The sequence below is a fragment of the Bacillus sp. ISL-77 genome (assembly GCF_018613105.1).
The window spans coordinates 76,258-93,852 of record NZ_JAGGQY010000031.1 but is presented as its reverse complement, the minus strand read 5'-3'; the positions used below and the strand labels follow the sequence as shown (position 1 = coordinate 93,852).

At 38.0% G+C, this 17,595-nt stretch carries 15 protein-coding genes; all 15 read left to right on the top strand.

Annotated elements, in window-relative coordinates; genetic code table 11:
* The first annotated feature begins 5 nt into the window (after positions 1 to 5).
* The 15 genes from J7E77_RS11710 (at position 6) to recA (ending at position 17,406) form a co-directional block, all read left to right on the top strand.
* Positions 6 to 2,354 carry a DNA translocase FtsK gene (locus J7E77_RS11710; protein ID WP_214714507.1) on the top strand — a complete coding sequence of 783 codons (2,349 nt, stop codon included), beginning with the start codon at positions 6 to 8 and terminating at the stop codon, positions 2,352 to 2,354.
* 410 nt (positions 2,355 to 2,764) lie between these two features.
* The gene (locus J7E77_RS11705) at positions 2,765 to 3,490 is read left to right on the top strand and encodes a GntR family transcriptional regulator (protein ID WP_214714505.1); all 726 of its coding nucleotides are present in this window, start codon (positions 2,765 to 2,767) and stop codon (positions 3,488 to 3,490) included.
* Positions 3,491 to 3,574: 84 nt separating this feature from the next.
* Positions 3,575 to 4,657, top strand: a complete 1,083-nt coding sequence (locus J7E77_RS11700) for a BMP family lipoprotein (RefSeq protein WP_214714503.1) — start codon at positions 3,575 to 3,577, stop codon at positions 4,655 to 4,657.
* Between the two features lie 206 nt (positions 4,658 to 4,863).
* The gene (locus tag J7E77_RS11695) at positions 4,864 to 6,399 is read left to right on the top strand and encodes an ABC transporter ATP-binding protein (RefSeq protein WP_214714501.1); all 1,536 of its coding nucleotides are present in this window, start codon (positions 4,864 to 4,866) and stop codon (positions 6,397 to 6,399) included.
* A complete protein-coding gene (locus tag J7E77_RS11690) occupies positions 6,392 to 7,438 on the top strand; it encodes an ABC transporter permease (protein ID WP_214714499.1) in 1,047 nt (348 codons plus the stop codon). Before J7E77_RS11695 ends, J7E77_RS11690 begins: the two co-directional genes overlap by 8 nt.
* A gap of 1 nt (position 7,439) precedes the next feature.
* A complete protein-coding gene (locus J7E77_RS11685; protein WP_088086413.1) occupies positions 7,440 to 8,399 on the top strand; it encodes an ABC transporter permease in 960 nt (319 codons plus the stop codon).
* A 190-nt stretch (positions 8,400 to 8,589) separates the two neighbouring features.
* Positions 8,590 to 9,870: an EF-P 5-aminopentanol modification-associated protein YfmF gene (gene yfmF / locus J7E77_RS11680; protein ID WP_214714497.1), complete on the top strand. Its 1,281-nt coding sequence runs from the start codon at positions 8,590 to 8,592 to the stop codon at positions 9,868 to 9,870.
* A complete protein-coding gene (yfmH, locus tag J7E77_RS11675; protein WP_214714495.1) occupies positions 9,871 to 11,163 on the top strand; it encodes an EF-P 5-aminopentanol modification-associated protein YfmH in 1,293 nt (430 codons plus the stop codon). It begins immediately after the preceding gene.
* 72 nt (positions 11,164 to 11,235) lie between these two features.
* On the top strand, positions 11,236 to 11,955 hold the full coding sequence (ymfI, locus tag J7E77_RS11670; RefSeq protein ID WP_214714493.1) for an elongation factor P 5-aminopentanone reductase: 720 nt from the start codon (positions 11,236 to 11,238) through the stop codon (positions 11,953 to 11,955).
* A 78-nt stretch (positions 11,956 to 12,033) separates the two neighbouring features.
* The gene (locus tag J7E77_RS11665; RefSeq protein ID WP_214714491.1) at positions 12,034 to 12,291 is read left to right on the top strand and encodes a DUF3243 domain-containing protein; all 258 of its coding nucleotides are present in this window, start codon (positions 12,034 to 12,036) and stop codon (positions 12,289 to 12,291) included.
* A gap of 164 nt (positions 12,292 to 12,455) precedes the next feature.
* Complete coding sequence (locus J7E77_RS11660; RefSeq protein WP_088086418.1) at positions 12,456 to 13,247, top strand: DUF3388 domain-containing protein; 792 nt, start codon at positions 12,456 to 12,458, stop codon at positions 13,245 to 13,247.
* 21 nt (positions 13,248 to 13,268) lie between these two features.
* On the top strand, positions 13,269 to 14,168 hold the full coding sequence (locus J7E77_RS11655) for a helix-turn-helix domain-containing protein (protein ID WP_214714489.1): 900 nt from the start codon (positions 13,269 to 13,271) through the stop codon (positions 14,166 to 14,168).
* 51 nt (positions 14,169 to 14,219) lie between these two features.
* Positions 14,220 to 14,804 carry a CDP-diacylglycerol--glycerol-3-phosphate 3-phosphatidyltransferase gene (gene pgsA / locus J7E77_RS11650; RefSeq protein WP_214714487.1) on the top strand — a complete coding sequence of 195 codons (585 nt, stop codon included), beginning with the start codon at positions 14,220 to 14,222 and terminating at the stop codon, positions 14,802 to 14,804.
* A 38-nt stretch (positions 14,805 to 14,842) separates the two neighbouring features.
* The gene (locus tag J7E77_RS11645) at positions 14,843 to 16,096 is read left to right on the top strand and encodes a competence/damage-inducible protein A (protein ID WP_214714485.1); all 1,254 of its coding nucleotides are present in this window, start codon (positions 14,843 to 14,845) and stop codon (positions 16,094 to 16,096) included.
* A 266-nt stretch (positions 16,097 to 16,362) separates the two neighbouring features.
* Positions 16,363 to 17,406: a recombinase RecA gene (recA, locus tag J7E77_RS11640; protein ID WP_088086422.1), complete on the top strand. Its 1,044-nt coding sequence runs from the start codon at positions 16,363 to 16,365 to the stop codon at positions 17,404 to 17,406.
* The last annotated feature ends 189 nt before the right edge of the window (positions 17,407 to 17,595 follow it).

Below are 17,595 nucleotides of genomic sequence, written 5' to 3'. Positions count from 1 at the left end.
ATTAGATGGCAAAGAAAAAAAGAAGACAACCAAAAAAGAGAGATAACCATTTGAAAAAGACCGTTCAATTTGAATTATCCGCACTGGCTCTTTTAGCTATTGCGATCATATCAATAGCAAAGCTTGGTGCAGTTGGGAAGGCCACCGTTATCTTCTTCCGTTTTTGGATGGGAGAATGGTATATGCTCAGTTTAATTGGGCTTGTTGTGTTAAGCGTTTATTTGATGTGGAAACGGACTATTCCTTTTTTCTTCCATATTAAATTGGTTGGAAGTTATTTTATAACTTCTGCTATTCTGCTTTTGAGCCATGTCACCCTATTTCATTTGCTAACCAATGATGGGAAATTTAAAGATCCTAGTGTTATCAGCAATACATGGGAATTGTTTATGATGGAACTTAGAGGTGAAACAAGCACCACCGATCTTGGCGGGGGAATGCTTGGAGCAGTTTTATTTGCCTTATTCCATTATTTATTCGCTGAAACAGGTACGAAAATTATTGCATTTATTTTTATTTTAATTGGAATTATCTTACTTACCGGTAAATCATTTGGAGATTTCATCGGGAAAATCATGATTGTGATGGTTGATTTTTCAAAAAGTCAATGGGATGCCTTTAAAACGGATATGACAGATTGGAAACAAAAGCAACGAGAGCGAAAAGCAGAGAGAATCGCACAGAGAAGAAAAGAGCAGGAAAACCGTGAACAAAATCAGCCTGTCTTAAATGCAGAAACTCAACCACTCCAAGAGGAAATTAGAACATCTGAGCCAATTATATCAAGTTTTGCCGATAGGGCATATGTGGAAGAAGATGCACAGGATAAGAATCACCAAGAAGAAACAAAGGATGGAAAAGGAACTTCTGAAGAAAATGAGGATAGTATCCCGCCGATCACCTTTACGGAAGTAGAGAATATTGACTATGAGCTGCCACCACTTCGATTGCTCAATTTGCCAAAGAAAACAGATCAGAGTGGAGAATATGAACAAATTCATGCAAATGCGGCAAAACTAGAGAGGACATTTCAAAGCTTTGGCGTGAAAGCACGAGTAACACAGGTGCATTTAGGACCAGCTGTAACAAAATATGAAGTTCATCCTGACGTAGGTGTAAAGGTAAGTAAAATTGTCAGTTTAAGTGATGACTTAGCCTTAGCACTAGCTGCTAAGGGGATAAGAATTGAAGCGCCAATTCCTGGTAAATCCGCAATTGGAATTGAAGTTCCTAACTCGGAGGTTGCTGTAGTTTCGCTTCGCGAGGTATTAGAAGCAACACAAAATGACAAGCCTGACTCCAAGCTTTTAATTGGCTTAGGCCGGGACATTACAGGTGAAGCTGTTTTAGCTGAATTAAATAAAATGCCCCATTTACTTGTTGCAGGTGCAACTGGAAGCGGAAAAAGTGTTTGTATAAATGGCATTATCACGAGTATTTTAATGCGAGCAAAGCCCCATGAAGTGAAACTAATGATGATTGACCCGAAAATGGTTGAACTCAATGTTTATAATGGAATTCCTCATTTGCTAGCACCTGTTGTAACTGATGCAAAAAAAGCATCACAAGCTTTGAAAAAAGTGGTAAATGAAATGGAAAGACGGTACGAATTGTTTTCCTACACGGGTACACGTAATATTGAGGGCTATAATGACCACGTAAGAAAGCATAATTTAGAGGAAAATGATAAACAGCCATTACTGCCCTTTATTGTGGTAATTGTTGATGAGTTGGCTGATTTAATGATGGTGGCCTCGTCGGATGTAGAAGATTCGATTACCCGCCTTGCTCAAATGGCGAGAGCAGCGGGAATTCACTTAATCATTGCCACTCAACGGCCATCCGTTGATGTAATTACTGGGGTAATAAAGGCAAATATTCCATCCAGAATTGCCTTTGCAGTGTCAAGTGCAACCGATTCAAGGACAATTTTAGATATGGGGGGTGCGGAAAAACTTTTGGGAAGAGGGGATATGTTGTTCCTTCCAGTTGGAGAATCCAAACCAGTTCGTGTTCAAGGTGCGTTTCTCTCAGACCAAGAAGTCGAGGACACGGTTGAATTTGTTATTTCCCAACAGAAAGCACAATACCAAGATGAGATGATCCCAGATGATATTCCTGAAGTAACAGGTGCGGTCGATGATGATATATATAATGATGCAGTTGAGTTAATTATTGACATGCAAACAGCATCTGTTTCCATGTTACAAAGACGGTTCCGTATTGGCTACACAAGGGCTGCAAGGTTAATTGATGAAATGGAAGCACGCGGTATCGTTGGTCCATATGAAGGCAGTAAGCCACGTGCTGTTTTACAGCCAAAACCTAAAGATAAAGAAGAACAAAGTTCATAATTGAATAAGAAGTTAGAATATAAAAGTATTAGTGAAAGACCGGAACAGGTTAATTAACTTCTATTTCACAGCCTTTATTATGTTGAAGTATACAACTCATAATAAAGGCTTTTTTCATACTATGAATAATGAGTCAAATAAAATAATAAAATAGTAGGAGGTTACAACAATATAGAACTAGATACTAAAGTCTCATCATAATAAATATAATACCTGCATATATCCCAAGGGATTTTAATTAGAAAATGGGTGAAAATTCTTAGTTATATTTGTGACATTACCTCGTAGCCTTTTTCGACAAATTTTTTAATAGCTATTTATTTATCCGAAAAAAAGTGTTAATATAATTTCGATTAGTAGAAATGATATCAGATGTCTGATGTCTAAGGAATAAGGCTGGAGGAAACAGCATGTCTATAAAATCAGATAACCGGCATTTATATTTACAAGTAATCGATCGGTTAAAGCAAGATATCGCTGATGGGGTATATAAAGAAAAAGAAAAATTACCTTCTGAGTTTGATCTTGCAAAACAGCTTGGTGTAAGCAGGGCCACCCTTCGTGAAGCATTGCGAATACTTGAAGAAGAAAACGTTATCATTAGACGCCACGGTGTTGGAACTTTTGTTAATGTTAAGCCATTGTTTACTTCAGGGATTGAACAACTTAATAGTGTCACTGCCATGATAAAGCAAGCTGGTATGATACCAGGAACAATTTTCCTTAGTTCATCAACGCAAGGTCCGACCGAAGAGGATGTTCGTCGTTTCTCTTGTTCTACAAGTGAGGAGATTTTCGTGATGGAGAGGGTAAGAACCGCAAATGGAGAACCGGTCGTCTACTGTGTCGACAAGGTACCAGAACGCATATTGCCAGAAACATTTTCCCATACAGAAGAATCTATCTTCAGTATTTTGGAAGATAAGGCAAACCGAAGGATTACATACGCGGTTGCTCAAATCGAGCCAATTGGCTATCATGAAAAAATTTCCCCAATTCTAGAATGCGAACCAGAAACTGCTTTGTTAGTTTTAAAACAAATGCATTTCGATGAAATGGATGAGCCAATCCTTTTTTCGGTAAACTATTTTAAAGCGGACAAGTTTAGTTTTCATGTTTTAAGGAAAAGAGTTTAATTTTTTATCCTTTTTGAAAACGCAACCAGTCTTGCTATAAAAACATTTTTACTAAATCAACAATATTCATAGGGGGTCAATACCATGAAGAAGCGTAAAATTGGAATGGCTTTATCACTAGTACTAGCTGCTGGTACACTTTTAGGGGCATGTGGAAAAAGTGATGATACAAGTAAAGAACCAGCTACAGGTGGAGAAAAGGCAAATAAATTCTCTGTAGCAATGGTAACTGATGTTGGTGGTGTTGATGACAAATCATTCAACCAATCTGCATGGGAAGGTCTTCAAAAGTTCGGTAAAGACAATGGCTTAACAAAAGGTAAAGGTGGATATGATTACCTTCAATCAAAATCTGATGCTGATTATTCTACTAACTTAAATACTCTTGCACGTCAAGATTTTGATTTAGTTTACGGAATTGGTTTCTTAATGCAAGCTGCTGTAGAAGAAATTGCGAAACAACAAAAAGATTCACACTTTGCTATTATTGATGCTGAAGTTAAACAACCAAACGTTGCAAGTGTTCTTTTCAAAGAGCAAGAAGCAGCATTCCTTGCTGGTGTAGCAGCTGCACTTCAAACAAAATCTAACCATATTGGATTCATCGGTGGGATGGAAATCCCAGTTATCGAACGTTTCGAAGCTGGCTTCTTAGCAGGCGTTAAAGCTGCAAAACCTGAAGTGAAAGTGGATGTTCAGTATGCAGGTGCATTTGATAAAGCAGAATTAGGTCAAAATATCTCATCTAAAATGTATTCTTCAGGTGCGGACGTAGTGTTCCATGCTGCTGGTGGTACTGGGAACGGTCTATTCAAAGAAGCAACTGACAGAAAAGCAAAAGATCCTAGTAAAGAAATTTGGGCTATCGGTGTAGACCGTGACCAAAACGACATGGGTCCAGATATTGTTCTTACATCTGCACTAAAACGTGTTGACGTAGCGGTACAGGATTTATCTAAAAAAGCAATGGATGGGAATTTCCCTGGTGGAGAAGTTGCATTATACGGTTTAGCTGAAGATGGGGTTGGCGTAGCGCCAATCAACGCAAAAGCAGATAAAAAAGATGCGATTGAAGCTGCAGTAAAAGAATGGGTTGAAAAGATTAAATCAGGCGCAGTAAAAGTTCCAGGAACTCGTGCTGAATTAAAGACTTTTAGTGTAAAATAATTTTTGTGAGGAATAAGCGGGATTTAACTAGTGCTCGCTTATTCCTTTCTAATGAATCCTAACTGAAGAGTAGAATAAATATTCTACTTTTCATTTAAGATTTAAGTGGGGAGGAATTCCCTGTTTTTTTAAAATTCGGAAAGGTCTGACCTCTTACTACTGTTGGTCAATTTTTCCTTTTACCTTATCACAGGGAGTGAGAAAAGATGGAATATGTAATTGAAATGCTTAACATCCGTAAAGAGTTTAATGGCTTCGTTGCGAATGATAACATAACCCTTCAATTAAAAAAGGGTGAAATCCATGCCTTGCTTGGAGAAAATGGTGCAGGTAAATCAACCTTGATGAATGTTCTCTTTGGATTATATCAGCCAGAACAAGGTGAAATCCGTGTAAAAGGGAAACCGGTTAACATTGCAAATCCTAATATCGCTAATGATCTTGGAATTGGAATGGTCCATCAGCACTTTATGTTGGTTGATACCTTCACTGTCACTGAAAATATTATCCTTGGTAGAGAAATAACCTCAGCTGGTCGAATTGATCTTAAAAAGGCTGAACAACAAGTTCGTGAAATTTCAGAGCGCTATGGTCTAGCGGTTGACCCGCAAGCAAAAATATCCGATATTTCAGTGGGGATGCAGCAACGGGTTGAAATCTTAAAAACACTCTATCGTGGGGCAGAAATTCTTATTTTTGATGAACCTACAGCCGTATTAACACCACAAGAGATTAAAGAATTAATACAAATTATGAAAACGCTTATAAAAGAAGGCAAATCTATTATTCTCATTACCCATAAACTTAAAGAGATTATGGAAGTTTCTGACCGTTGTACCGTTATTCGTAAAGGTAAGGGGATTGGAACTGTAACCGTTAGCGAAACAAACCCTAATGAACTTGCGAGCTTAATGGTTGGACGTGAGGTTGTCTTTAAAACGGATAAAAAGGAAGCAACCCCAAAACAAGAAGTACTTGAAATCAAGGATTTGGTTGTTAAAGACCCTCGTGGTGTTATGGTTGTTAATGGTCTTAATCTTTCTATCCGTGCTGGGGAGATTGTCGGAATCGCTGGAGTCGATGGAAATGGACAATCTGAATTTATTGAAGCAATTACAGGATTACGTAAAGCTGAAAGTGGCAGTGTAAAATTAAATGGCAAAGAATTGATCAATCATACTCCAAGGCAAATTACTGAATCTGGCGTAGGTCATATTCCTCAGGATCGTCACAAGCACGGGTTAGTATTAAATTTCCCAATTGGAGAGAACATGGTTTTACAAACGTATAATAAAAAGCCATTCTCAAAGAACGGAATCTTAAACTTTAGTGAAATATATAAAAAGGCTAAATCGCTAATAAGTGAGTTTGATGTTCGCACACCAAGTGAATACACTTTGGCACGTGCCCTTTCTGGTGGTAATCAACAAAAGGCGATTATTGGACGTGAAATAGACCGTAACCCTGACATACTCATTGCGGCACAGCCAACTCGCGGTTTGGATGTTGGGGCAATAGAATTCATTCATAAGCGCTTAATCGAGCAGCGCGATAATGGGAAAGGTGTCTTGCTTGTATCCTTTGAATTGGATGAAATTATGAATGTTAGTGACCGTATTGCGGTTATTTATGAGGGGAAAATCGTGGCTGTTGTTAATCCAAAGGAAACGACTGAGCAGGAACTCGGATTGTTGATGGCTGGATCGAATAGAAAGGAAGCGGGTGAACAAAACCATGTCTAAACGGTTTAAAAGTATTTTAACACCAATTATTGCTGTTTTATTAGGCATCATTGTTGGAACAATTATCATGTTATTTAGTGGGTACAATCCAATTGCGGCCTTTACGGCACTATGGAATGGCGCATTTGGAGATATCTATTATATCGGGGAAGTAGTAAGACAGTTTACCCCATATATTTTAGCCGGATTAGCTGTTGCTTTTGCTTTCCGAGTGGGCTTATTTAATATCGGGGTTGAGGGGCAATTCTTAGTAGGCTGGCTTGCAGCGGTTTGGGTAGGGGTAGCTTTTGACCTGCCACGTATTATTCATTTACCACTTGCTATCTTAGCGTCCATAGTTGCAGGTGCGCTTTGGGCATTTATTCCTGGTCTATTAAAAGCACGTTTTCGTGTGCATGAAGTAATTGTAACCATTATGATGAACTATGTAGCCTTACATGTATCGAATTATCTTATTCGTAATGTAATCACAGATCATGGGGACAATTCAGGTCCTATTCATAAATCAGCAACATTACGATCTGGCTGGTTAGAAAGTCTAACTGACTATTCTAGACTTCACTGGGGTATTATTCTTGCTATTATATCTTGCTTTATAATGTGGTTTTTATTAGAAAGAACAACAAGAGGGTTTGAATTAAGGTCAGTAGGTTTTAATCAACATGCCGCACAATATGCGGGCATGAACGTTAATAGAAATATTATCCTTTCAATGGTTATTTCAGGAGCCTTTGCTGGCTTAGCTGGTGCTATGGAAGGACTAGGAACATTCGAATATGCCGCTGTTAAGGGTGGATTCTCAGGCGTTGGTTTCGACGGAATTGCTGTTGCATTACTAGGTGGTAATACTGCTCTAGGTGTATTTTTCTCAGCGATACTATTTGGTGTTCTAAAAGTAGGAGCACTAAACATGCCGCTTGAAGCTGGAGTACCAAATGAATTAGTTGATATCATTATTGCGTTAATCGTATTCTTTGTTGCATCAAGCTATATAATAAGAGTATTTCTTGACCGATTCAGTAAGAAGGAGGTGAAGTAAGTTGAGTTTAATGGATATTTTAATCATTCTTATTCCATCCACTTTATTATGGGCTGCTCCTCTTGTCTTCACTGCATTAGGCGGTATTTTCTCGGAGCGTTCTGGGGTAGTTAATATTGGACTTGAAGGTTTAATGGTAATTGGGGCATTTTCGGCGATCGTATTTAACTTAACTACATTTGATACATTTGGCAGTGCTACACCTTGGATAGCATTATTAATAGCAATGGCTGCAGGAGCGATCTTTTCCTTATTACACGCGGTTGCGGCAATTACCTTCCGGGCGGACCATACGGTTTCCGGTGTGGCAATTAACTTACTCGCAACAGGACTTACCCTTTTTCTTGTAAAGCTCATTTATGATAAAGGTGAAACTGGAATTATCAGTAAGGGGTTTAGCAAAATTGATATTCCTGTTTTAAAGGATATTCCTGTAATCGGTAAAATCTTCTTCCAAAATACGTATTGGACATCGTTTCTAGCAATTTTGGTTGCCATTTTAGTATGGTTTATTGTTACCAAAACACCATTTGGTCTCCGCCTCCGCTCAGTCGGTGAACATCCGATGGCGGCAGACACTATGGGTATAAATGTCACCAAAATGCGTTATTTGGGTGTCATCCTTTCCGGAGCTCTTGGTGGTCTCGGTGGTGGAGTTTATGCACAATCTATTACGTCTAACTTCAGCCACTCGACAATCAGTGGTCAAGGTTTCATGGCGTTAGCCGCAATGATTTTCGGTAAATGGCATCCACTTGGTGCATTAGGTGCTGCAATCTTCTTCGGTTTCGCGCAAAGTATCAGTATCATTGGATCAAGTTTACCTTTCTTAAAGGAAATTCCAAATGTATACTTGTTAATTGCTCCATATGTGTTAACCATATTAGCTTTAACTGGATTCATCGGTCGTGCCGATGCACCAAAAGCTAGTGGAACCCACTACATCAAAGGTAATCGATAATAGGTTGAAAAAAGAACCCTGAATTTTCTTTCAGAGGTTCTTTTTTTTGAAACAAAGAGTATTTGCTTGTAATGACCAAGCATGTCAAATTATAGTAATAAGTATAGGTTTTATTACAAAGGAAAAGATATAAAGATAAATGTTTACATATTGTTAAGTATGACCTTTGAACAGTTAAGGAGGAATGTAAATGGCCACTGCTACAGAAAAAATAACACCACTTAAGGGGTATAACTTACACTTTATACCAACAGAAAAATTTAAAACGAATACATTGATTTGGAAGATGAAAGCACCATTAACAAAGGAGGATGTCACCAAACGCGCTCTTCTCCCTCAAGTATTGCAAAGCAGCACTAAAAAGTATTCTACAACCACGGCACTCCGGTCGTATCTCGATGAGTTATATGGTGCCACCTTTTTTGTTGACCTCTCGAAAAAAGGTGAAAACCATATAATGAGTTTCTCGATCGAAATTGCCAATGAAAAATTCTTAAATGATCCAAGCCCATTATTAAAAAAAGGGTTTGAATTGTTAGCCGAAATATTAACCAATCCAAATATTAAGGGTAATGCATTTGACCATGATACTATAGAAAAAGAGAAGCGGACACAAAAACAAAGGATCCAATCAGTTTTTGACGATAAAATGCGCTACTCGAATGTCCGACTAATACAAGAAATGTGTAAAGGCGAACCTTATGCCTTAGAGGTAAATGGAGATGCAGCAGATGTAGATGCCATTACACCTGAGAATCTATATGAATATTATAAAAACGCTTTTTTAAATGACGAAATGGATTTATATATCATCGGGGATGTAAATGAAGAAGAGGTAAAGAATTATGCTGCTGAACTTTTACATTTTGAGGACAGAAAACCGAAAAAGTTAGTACCACAGGAAATAAACAGAAAAAGTCAGGTACAGGAAATAAAAGAAGAACAAGATGTAAAACAAGGTAAATTAAATATTGGTTATCGGACAAATATCGTCTATGGGGACCCAGAATATTTTGCCTTGCAGGTGTTTAATGGCATTTTTGGGGGGTTCTCGCATTCCAAATTATTTATTAATGTGCGGGAAAAAGCAAGCCTTGCTTATTATGCAGCGAGCCGTCTTGAAAGTCACAAAGGCCTGATGATGGTTATGTCAGGCATTGATTTAAAGAATTATGACCAGGCAGTTGGGATTATCCATGATCAATTAGAGGCAATGAAAAATGGTGATTTCACAGACCAAGAGCTCGCACAAACCAAGGCAGTGATTCAAAATCAAATTCTTGAGACGATAGACACTTCAAGAGGACTTACGGAAATTCTATATCATAACGTCGTGGCCGATGCAAATATTAATTTGGATACATGGCTTCAAGAAATGCAAAAGGTAACGAAAGAAGAAATTGTAGAAGTTGCAAAAAAAATTGAAATTGATACCATATACTTCTTAACTGGAACGGAGGCAGGCAAATAGATGGAGAAAATAACGTTTGACCAGCTTCAGGAAGAGCTTTATCATGAAAAACTAGCCAATGGACTAAATGTATATATCTTGCCTAAAAAGGGTTTTAATAAAACCTTTGCTACATTTACGACAAAATATGGTTCTGTTGATAATACATTTGTTCCATTAGGAAAAGAGGAGTATGTTAAAGTACCAGACGGCATAGCCCACTTTTTAGAACATAAGCTTTTTGAAAAGGAAGACGGTGATGTTTTCCAGCAATTTAGCCGTCAAGGGGCATCCGCAAATGCTTTTACCTCCTTTACACGGACTGCCTATTTATTTTCAAGCACCTCTGATGTTGAAAAGAACCTTGAAACACTCGTTGATTTTGTTCAGGATCCATATTTTTCTGAAAAAACGGTCGAAAAAGAAAAAGGGATTATTGGGCAAGAAATCACAATGTATGATGATAATGCAGATTGGCGCTTATACTTTGGATTAATCCAAAATCTATATCAGAACCATCCAGTTAAGATTGATATAGCAGGTACCATTGAGTCTATTTCACATATTACAAAAGATTGGCTATATGAATGCTATAACACCTTCTATCACCCGAGCAACATGCTGTTATTTATTGTTGGCCCAGTGGACCCCAACAGTTTCATGAACCAAGTGAAAGAAAATCAAGCAAAAAAAGAATACAAGGATATGCCTGAAATCAAGCGCAAATTTGAAGCAGAACCCCCACAAGCAGCTGAAAAGAAACAAGTGCTTGAAATGAATGTTCAAACGTCAAAATGCTTACTAGGTATTAAAGCAATTCATGTCGACCAAACAGGCGATGAATTGCTTAAAAATGAATTAACAATGAATGTATTACTGGATCTATTGTTTGGAAAAAGCTCAGAAAATTATAATCAATTGTATAATGAAGGATTAATTGATGAAACCTTTTCCTTTGATTACACGCAGGAACAAGGCTTTGGGTTTGCAATGATTGGCGGGGATACAGGTGAACCTGATAAGCTGGCTGAAACACTAGAAAAAATGCTTCTGAAGGCTAAAAGCCAAATGATCTTTGATGAAGAGCAATTGGAAAGAGCGAAAAGAAAGAAGATAGGTGCATTTCTACGAGCGATCAATTCACCTGAATATATCGCAAATCAATTTACTCGCTATGCATTTAATGATATGAATCTTTTTGATGTTGTTCCAACACTTGAAAAAATCACCTTAAACGATGTACAATCACTAGCATCTCAGGTGATCTCGGAAGAACGCTTTTCAGTTTGCCAAGTAGTTCCAAAGAAAAAATAGAAAAGTGAAAGCGTCGTAACACGGCGCTTTTTCTTCGTATAAATGTTTTTTTATTAGAGGGAGAGTGAAGAAATGAAATATGCACTGATCACTGGGGCAAGTGGTGGAATAGGACAAGCCATTGCGCTTAACCTCGCTGAAAAAGGCTATCATTTGTATCTGCATTATAATAAAAATCAACAATCGATTCGAGACCTAATCGAAAAACTGCTGCCATACGGTGGAGAGTATATTCCTATCCAAGCAGACTTTGGCGGCCCTAATGGTTATAAGAAAGTCTACTCTGAGGTTTTTTCGCTAGACGCCATCATCCATTGCGGTGGAACCAGTCAATATGGACTTCTTATTGATTTGCAACAGCCTGAAGCAGAGGCATTAATGAATGTTCACGTACTAAATCCATTAATGCTGACCAAAGAGCTCCTGCCGAAATTACTTGTTAAAGGTAAAGGGAACATTGTCGTGATTACATCCATTTGGGGTCAAACAGGTGCGGCCTGTGAAGTGGCCTATTCTACCGCAAAGGGTGCACAAATTGCCTTCGTAAAGGCATTAAGTAAAGAATTAGCATTGAATGGCATTCGCGTTAATGCGATCGCCCCTGGTGCGATCGCGACACCAATGATGGAAAGTTTTTCACAAGAAGAGGTGGACCAGATTTCTTATGAGATACCTATGGGAAGACTTGGTCAGCCAGAAGAAATAGCGAGGAGTGTCGCTTTCTTGCTCTCAGATGAATCTTCCTATATGACCGGGCAAGTCCTTTCGTTAAATGGTGGCTGGTATACATAAAATTCACAAGTTATTCATGTATAGTTCCCTTCACTTCATCGCAAAATAAACTTGTACTAATTTAAAGGAGGGAAAACAATGTCTGTTTTAGATAACTGGAAACAGTGGGAGGACTTTCTTGCTGATCGTCTTCACCATGCACAAAATGAAGGTATGAGTGAGGGAGCAGTTAGTAATCTTGCCTTTCAAATTGGTGATTATTTATCAAGCCAAGTAGAGCCAAAAAACGAGCAAGAAAGAATTCTTGCTGATCTTTGGTCTGTTGCTGATAAAGAAGAACAACAAGCTATTGCAAATATCATGGTTAAATTGATTCAAAATAATGGCGCCCGCTAAAAGAGAGGAGGTTTCTCCTCTCTTTTTGTATGTATAAATCTATAAACTCCATTAAAGAAACGAATATCTGTGTTTTTACTTTCATCTTCATCCAAAATCATTTATTATAGGGGTTAGATGAGGAAATGCAGAAAAGTGTCGAAACTTCTTTATAGGAGGTTTATATCGTGAAAAAAGAATGGTATTTAGAATATGAGATTCAAAAGAACCGTCCAGGGCTATTGGGTGACATTTCATCCCTATTGGGTATGCTTTCTATTAATATTGTGACGATTAATGGTGTGGATGAAGGAAGACGTGGTTTGCTCATTTTAGCAAAAGACGATGATCAAATTAAACGACTAGAGTCAATTTTACATACTATGGACACAATAAAACTAATTAAACTTAGGGAACCAAAACTGCGTGACAGGCTTGCAGTTAGACATGGCCGCTATATTCAAAGAGATGCTGATGATAAAAAAACCTTTCGCTTTGTAAGGAATGAACTTGGCTTATTAGTTGATTTTATGGCAGAATTATTTAAGCAGGAGGGACATAAACTGATTGGTATTCGTGGAATGCCACGGGTAGGTAAAACAGAATCATTAGTTGCAGCGAGTGTTTGTGCAAATAAACGTTGGTTATTTGTTTCATCGACACTGTTAAAACAAACAATCCGCAATCAATTAATTGAAGATGAGTACAACGAAAATAATCTATTTATTCTTGATGGAATAGTATCAACAAAACGAGCAAATGAACGTCATTGGCAGCTTGTCAGAGAAATCATGCGTCTGCCGTCAGTAAAAGTAATCGAGCACCCTGATGTCTTTGTACAAAACTCAGAATACACACTCGATGATTTTGATTATATTATTGAGCTTAGGAATGACGCGGAAGAAGAGATTACATATGAAGTCGTTGATCAGCATAACATGTTCTCGGGATCAGATTTTGGTGATTTTGATTTTTAATAAATTGGAAGGTGTTAACAGTTGACTGAATTAGGGAATCGACTAAAAGAAGCCCGATTAGCTAAAGGATTAAGCTTGGATGATGTCCAATCCATGACCAAAATTCAAAAGCGGTATTTAATTGGTATTGAAGAAGGTAATTATGCGAGCATGCCTGGAAATTTCTACGTGCGTGCATTTATTAAACAGTATGCAGAGGCTTTAAGCCTCAATCCTGATGAAATCTTTGAAACCTATAAAGGCGAAATTCCTGCTACCTATAATGATGACTTACCCCAGCAATTGTCTAGAGTGAAAACACACAAAACAATTACTGAAGGTAATTCCAAAATATTTGATATTCTGCCAAAGGTATTAATCGGTGTTTTTGTAATTGGGGCAGCAAGCCTTGTATATTACTTTATATCGAATCATGCTGCTGGAAATTCAAATGAATCAATTAGTAAGCAGAATGAACCCGTTAAAATTGTTACATCGAAGAATCTTGATAAAGAAAAAGCAGATGATAAAGATAATCAGAAAGTAAATGAGGAACAGAAGGATAATACAGTACAGGAAGAGGAACAAACAACGGTAGAAGAAACACCTAAACAAGAAATTACAGCAGTTCAAAGCAGCGGCAGGAATTCAACCTATGAATTAAAAAATGCAGATAAATTTATTGTGAAGTTGGTTTCTAAAGGTCAAACCTGGGTTAGTATTAAAAATGGGAAAGGGAAATCCTTTTTTCAAGGAACACTAAAAACAGGTTCAACTGAGAGCCAGACAGAAGATTTATCAGCAGAAAGTATGGCTGTGATCAGGGTTGGAAATGCTGCTGACACTGAAATTTATGTGAATGACCAAAAGCTTGAGTATGCAGTCCCAGCGACTGCGAATGTTCAGAACATAACGATTCAATATGTTCTGAAAGACGAATAGTCATCTGTAGATGACTATTTTTCACTTTTAATAAATAAACGGAGGAAAACTATGAATATTCCGAATAGAATAACGGTATCAAGAATATTATTAATTCCAATATTTTTGATTATTATGCTTGCTCCTTTTAAATGGGGCGACATGCAACTTCTTGGGGCCGTCCTTCCAGTTACCCATTTTGTCGGTGCATTGATCTTCATTTTAGCCTCTGCAACTGACTGGGTTGACGGACATTATGCCCGTAAATATAACCTTGTCACTAATATGGGGAAATTTCTTGACCCATTAGCTGACAAATTACTCGTATCGGCTGCACTTATCGTTTTAGTTGAACTGAATGATGTTTATGCACCTTCATGGTTAGTTATTATTATTATTAGCAGGGAGTTTGCAGTAACAGGTTTACGCCTCTTGCTTGCAGGGGAAGGCGAAGTTGTTGCGGCTAATATGCTCGGCAAAATTAAAACATGGGCGCAAATTGTCGCGATATCATCGCTTTTATTACATAATATAATTTTTGCAATGATACCATTCCGTTTTGATATAGTGTCATTATGGGTGGCTTTAATTTTTACTATCTGGTCTGGCTGGGATTATTTTGCAAAAAATAGTCATGTCCTTAAAAATTCAAAGTAAACTTAATTCTACTATGTTGTAAAGGAAGATGTATTGCTATGAATGCTGAGATTATTGCAGTTGGTTCGGAGTTATTGCTCGGTCAAATTGTGAATACGAATGCGAGATTTTTGTCTCAGCAATTAGCTGGGCTTGGTATTAATGTCTATTTTCATACAGTTGTTGGTGATAATCCTGACAGGCTAAAGTCTGCAATTGAAATAGCCCAAAAGCGTGCAGAGATTATAATATTTTCTGGCGGGCTTGGGCCTACAAAGGATGATTTGACGAAGGAAACGATTGCTCGTCAGCTTGGTAAAGAACTCGTTATCGATGAAACGGCGTTAGCATCGATTGAACTTTTTTTTAAGCGGACCAATCGGGTCATGACAGAAAATAATCGAAAGCAGGCACTCGTATTAGCAGGATCTCACATTCTCCCAAATGATCATGGGATGGCGCCGGGCATGGTTGTAGAATCCGGCGGTCATACGTATATGCTGCTGCCTGGCCCGCCAAAGGAAATGGAACCGATGTTTCTCCAGTATGGGTCCCAGGCTCTTTCTACAAGAAACAAGTCCAACGAGAAAATTGTCTCAAGGGTGTTAAGGTTTTTTGGAATTGGAGAAGCAGCTCTGGAAACAGAAATTATTGATTTAATTGATGCGCAAAGCAATCCAACGATAGCCCCGCTCGCGGGAGATGGGGAGGTTACTTTACGACTGACAGCAAAACATGTGGACGAAAATGCAGCACAGGCTATGCTGGATGAACTAGAAAAGACGATAAATCAGCGTCTTGGTGCATTTTTATATGGCTATGATAATACGTCACTTTTGATAGAAGTAATGAAATCTTTAAAAGAAAGAAACTTAACGATTACTGCCGCTGAGAGTTTAACAGGAGGACTATTCCAGCAAGAGTTAACATCAATTTCAGGTGCAAGTTCAGTGTTTTACGGTGGTGTAGTTTGTTATTCAAATGAAGTGAAACAAAAACTATTACATGTACAGGAAGAAACGCTTAAAACTCATGGTGCGGTAAGTGAACAATGTGCTAGAGAGCTGGCCGAAAATGCTTCAAAGGTATTTAAAACCGATATTGGGATTAGTTTTACGGGTGTTGCTGGTCCTGAAGAACTTGAAGGCAAGCCAGTTGGTGCAATTTATATAGGGATTGCAATTAAGGGAAGGCCGACAATTGTAGAAAAGATCACCCTTGGCGGAACAAGGGAAGCGAACCGAAGCCGTGCAGTGAAATTTGGCTGCTATTTTCTCATTCGAATTTTAAAAGAGTCACAGAATGCTAATTAGCGTTCTGTGACTTTTTTGAATAAACTAGGATTAGAAAAAAGTCTGACAATAGACGAAATTATCCTTTTCGGACTTCTAAAAATGCAAAATGATACAAAAGTCAGGGGGAATTTCCTTTTTTTACAACGATTTTGTTTTGAAAATAAACGAATGAATGTTCGTTTTTTAACTCGACAAATATCCGAAAAGCGGTTATATTATTAATAGGAATTAATTTAATAGATTATAGCAATTTGCTTGTGTTTATATAAGGGAGGAAAAGATTCGTGAGTAATGATCGTAAAGCGGCCTTAGAAATGGCGTTAAAGCAAATAGAAAAGCAATTTGGTAAAGGTTCTGTCATGAAAATGGGAGAGAAAACAGATACGAGGATTTTAACGAGTCCGAGTGGCTCGTTAGCACTTGATGCAGCACTTGGAGTGGGTGGATATCCTAGAGGGCGTATTATCGAAGTTTATGGTCCTGAGAGCTCAGGTAAAACTACGGTTGCTTTGCATGCGATTGCTGAAGTCCAAGCAAATGGCGGACAAGCAGCATTTATAGATGCTGAACATGCCCTTGACCCAGCGTATGCCCAAAAATTAGGTGTTAACATTGATGAGTTATTGCTATCACAGCCAGATACGGGTGAACAAGCGCTTGAAATCGCAGAAGCATTAGTACGAAGTGGTGCAATTGATATTATTGTAGTCGACTCAGTAGCAGCATTAGTTCCAAAAGCAGAAATTGAAGGCGAAATGGGAGATTCTCACATGGGCTTACAGGCTCGTTTGATGTCGCAAGCCCTACGTAAATTATCTGGAGCCATCAATAAATCGAAGACCATCGCCATCTTTATTAACCAAGTTCGCGAAAAAATTGGCGTTATGTTTGGAAACCCCGAGACAACACCAGGTGGACGTGCATTGAAATTCTATTCCACTGTCCGTATTGAAGTTCGTCGTGCAGAGGCGTTAAAGCAGGGAAATGATATTGTAGGTAATAAGACGAAGATAAAAATAGTTAAGAATAAAGTTGCTCCTCCTTTCCGTACGGCTGAAGTAGATATCATGTATGGTGAAGGGATTTCTAAAGAAGGCGAAATCATTGATCTAGGCGCAGAATTAGATATTGTTGAAAAGAGCGGGTCATGGTACTCCTATAATTCTGAAAGATTAGGTCAAGGCCGTGAAAATGCAAAGCTATACTTGAAGGAAAATCCAGATGTTCGCCTCGAAATTCAAGGGAAAATCCGTGAACATTATGGTTTAGATGGTGAAAAATTTGTCACTGAGAAAGACGATGATGAACAATTTGAATTAATAGACTAATGTAGATGAGCAAAGCTATTTATGGTTTTGCTCATTTTTTACATAATGTTATTTTTATACAAAGTTTTATTTGTTAAAATACAATGGATTTCAGCCTTTAGGATGAATAAATGATGTCCTATTCTAAATATTTCAAAAAGCCAATAGGACTAAGCCTTGACAATGAATATTCCCACCTTTACAATTAAC

Coding starts and splice junctions, on each gene's coding strand:
- ymfI (WP_214714493.1), top strand. CDS start 11,236: ATGAAATATGCACTGATCACTGGGGCAAGTGGTGGAATAGGACAAGCC.
- pgsA (WP_214714487.1), top strand. CDS start 14,220: ATGAATATTCCGAATAGAATAACGGTATCAAGAATATTATTAATTCCA.
- yfmH (WP_214714495.1), top strand. CDS start 9,871: ATGGAGAAAATAACGTTTGACCAGCTTCAGGAAGAGCTTTATCATGAA.
- yfmF (WP_214714497.1), top strand. CDS start 8,590: ATGGCCACTGCTACAGAAAAAATAACACCACTTAAGGGGTATAACTTA.
- J7E77_RS11705 (WP_214714505.1), top strand. CDS start 2,765: ATGTCTATAAAATCAGATAACCGGCATTTATATTTACAAGTAATCGAT.
- J7E77_RS11690 (WP_214714499.1), top strand. CDS start 6,392: ATGTCTAAACGGTTTAAAAGTATTTTAACACCAATTATTGCTGTTTTA.
- J7E77_RS11695 (WP_214714501.1), top strand. CDS start 4,864: ATGGAATATGTAATTGAAATGCTTAACATCCGTAAAGAGTTTAATGGC.
- J7E77_RS11645 (WP_214714485.1), top strand. CDS start 14,843: ATGAATGCTGAGATTATTGCAGTTGGTTCGGAGTTATTGCTCGGTCAA.
- J7E77_RS11700 (WP_214714503.1), top strand. CDS start 3,575: ATGAAGAAGCGTAAAATTGGAATGGCTTTATCACTAGTACTAGCTGCT.
- J7E77_RS11665 (WP_214714491.1), top strand. CDS start 12,034: ATGTCTGTTTTAGATAACTGGAAACAGTGGGAGGACTTTCTTGCTGAT.
- J7E77_RS11710 (WP_214714507.1), top strand. CDS start 6: ATGGCAAAGAAAAAAAGAAGACAACCAAAAAAGAGAGATAACCATTTG.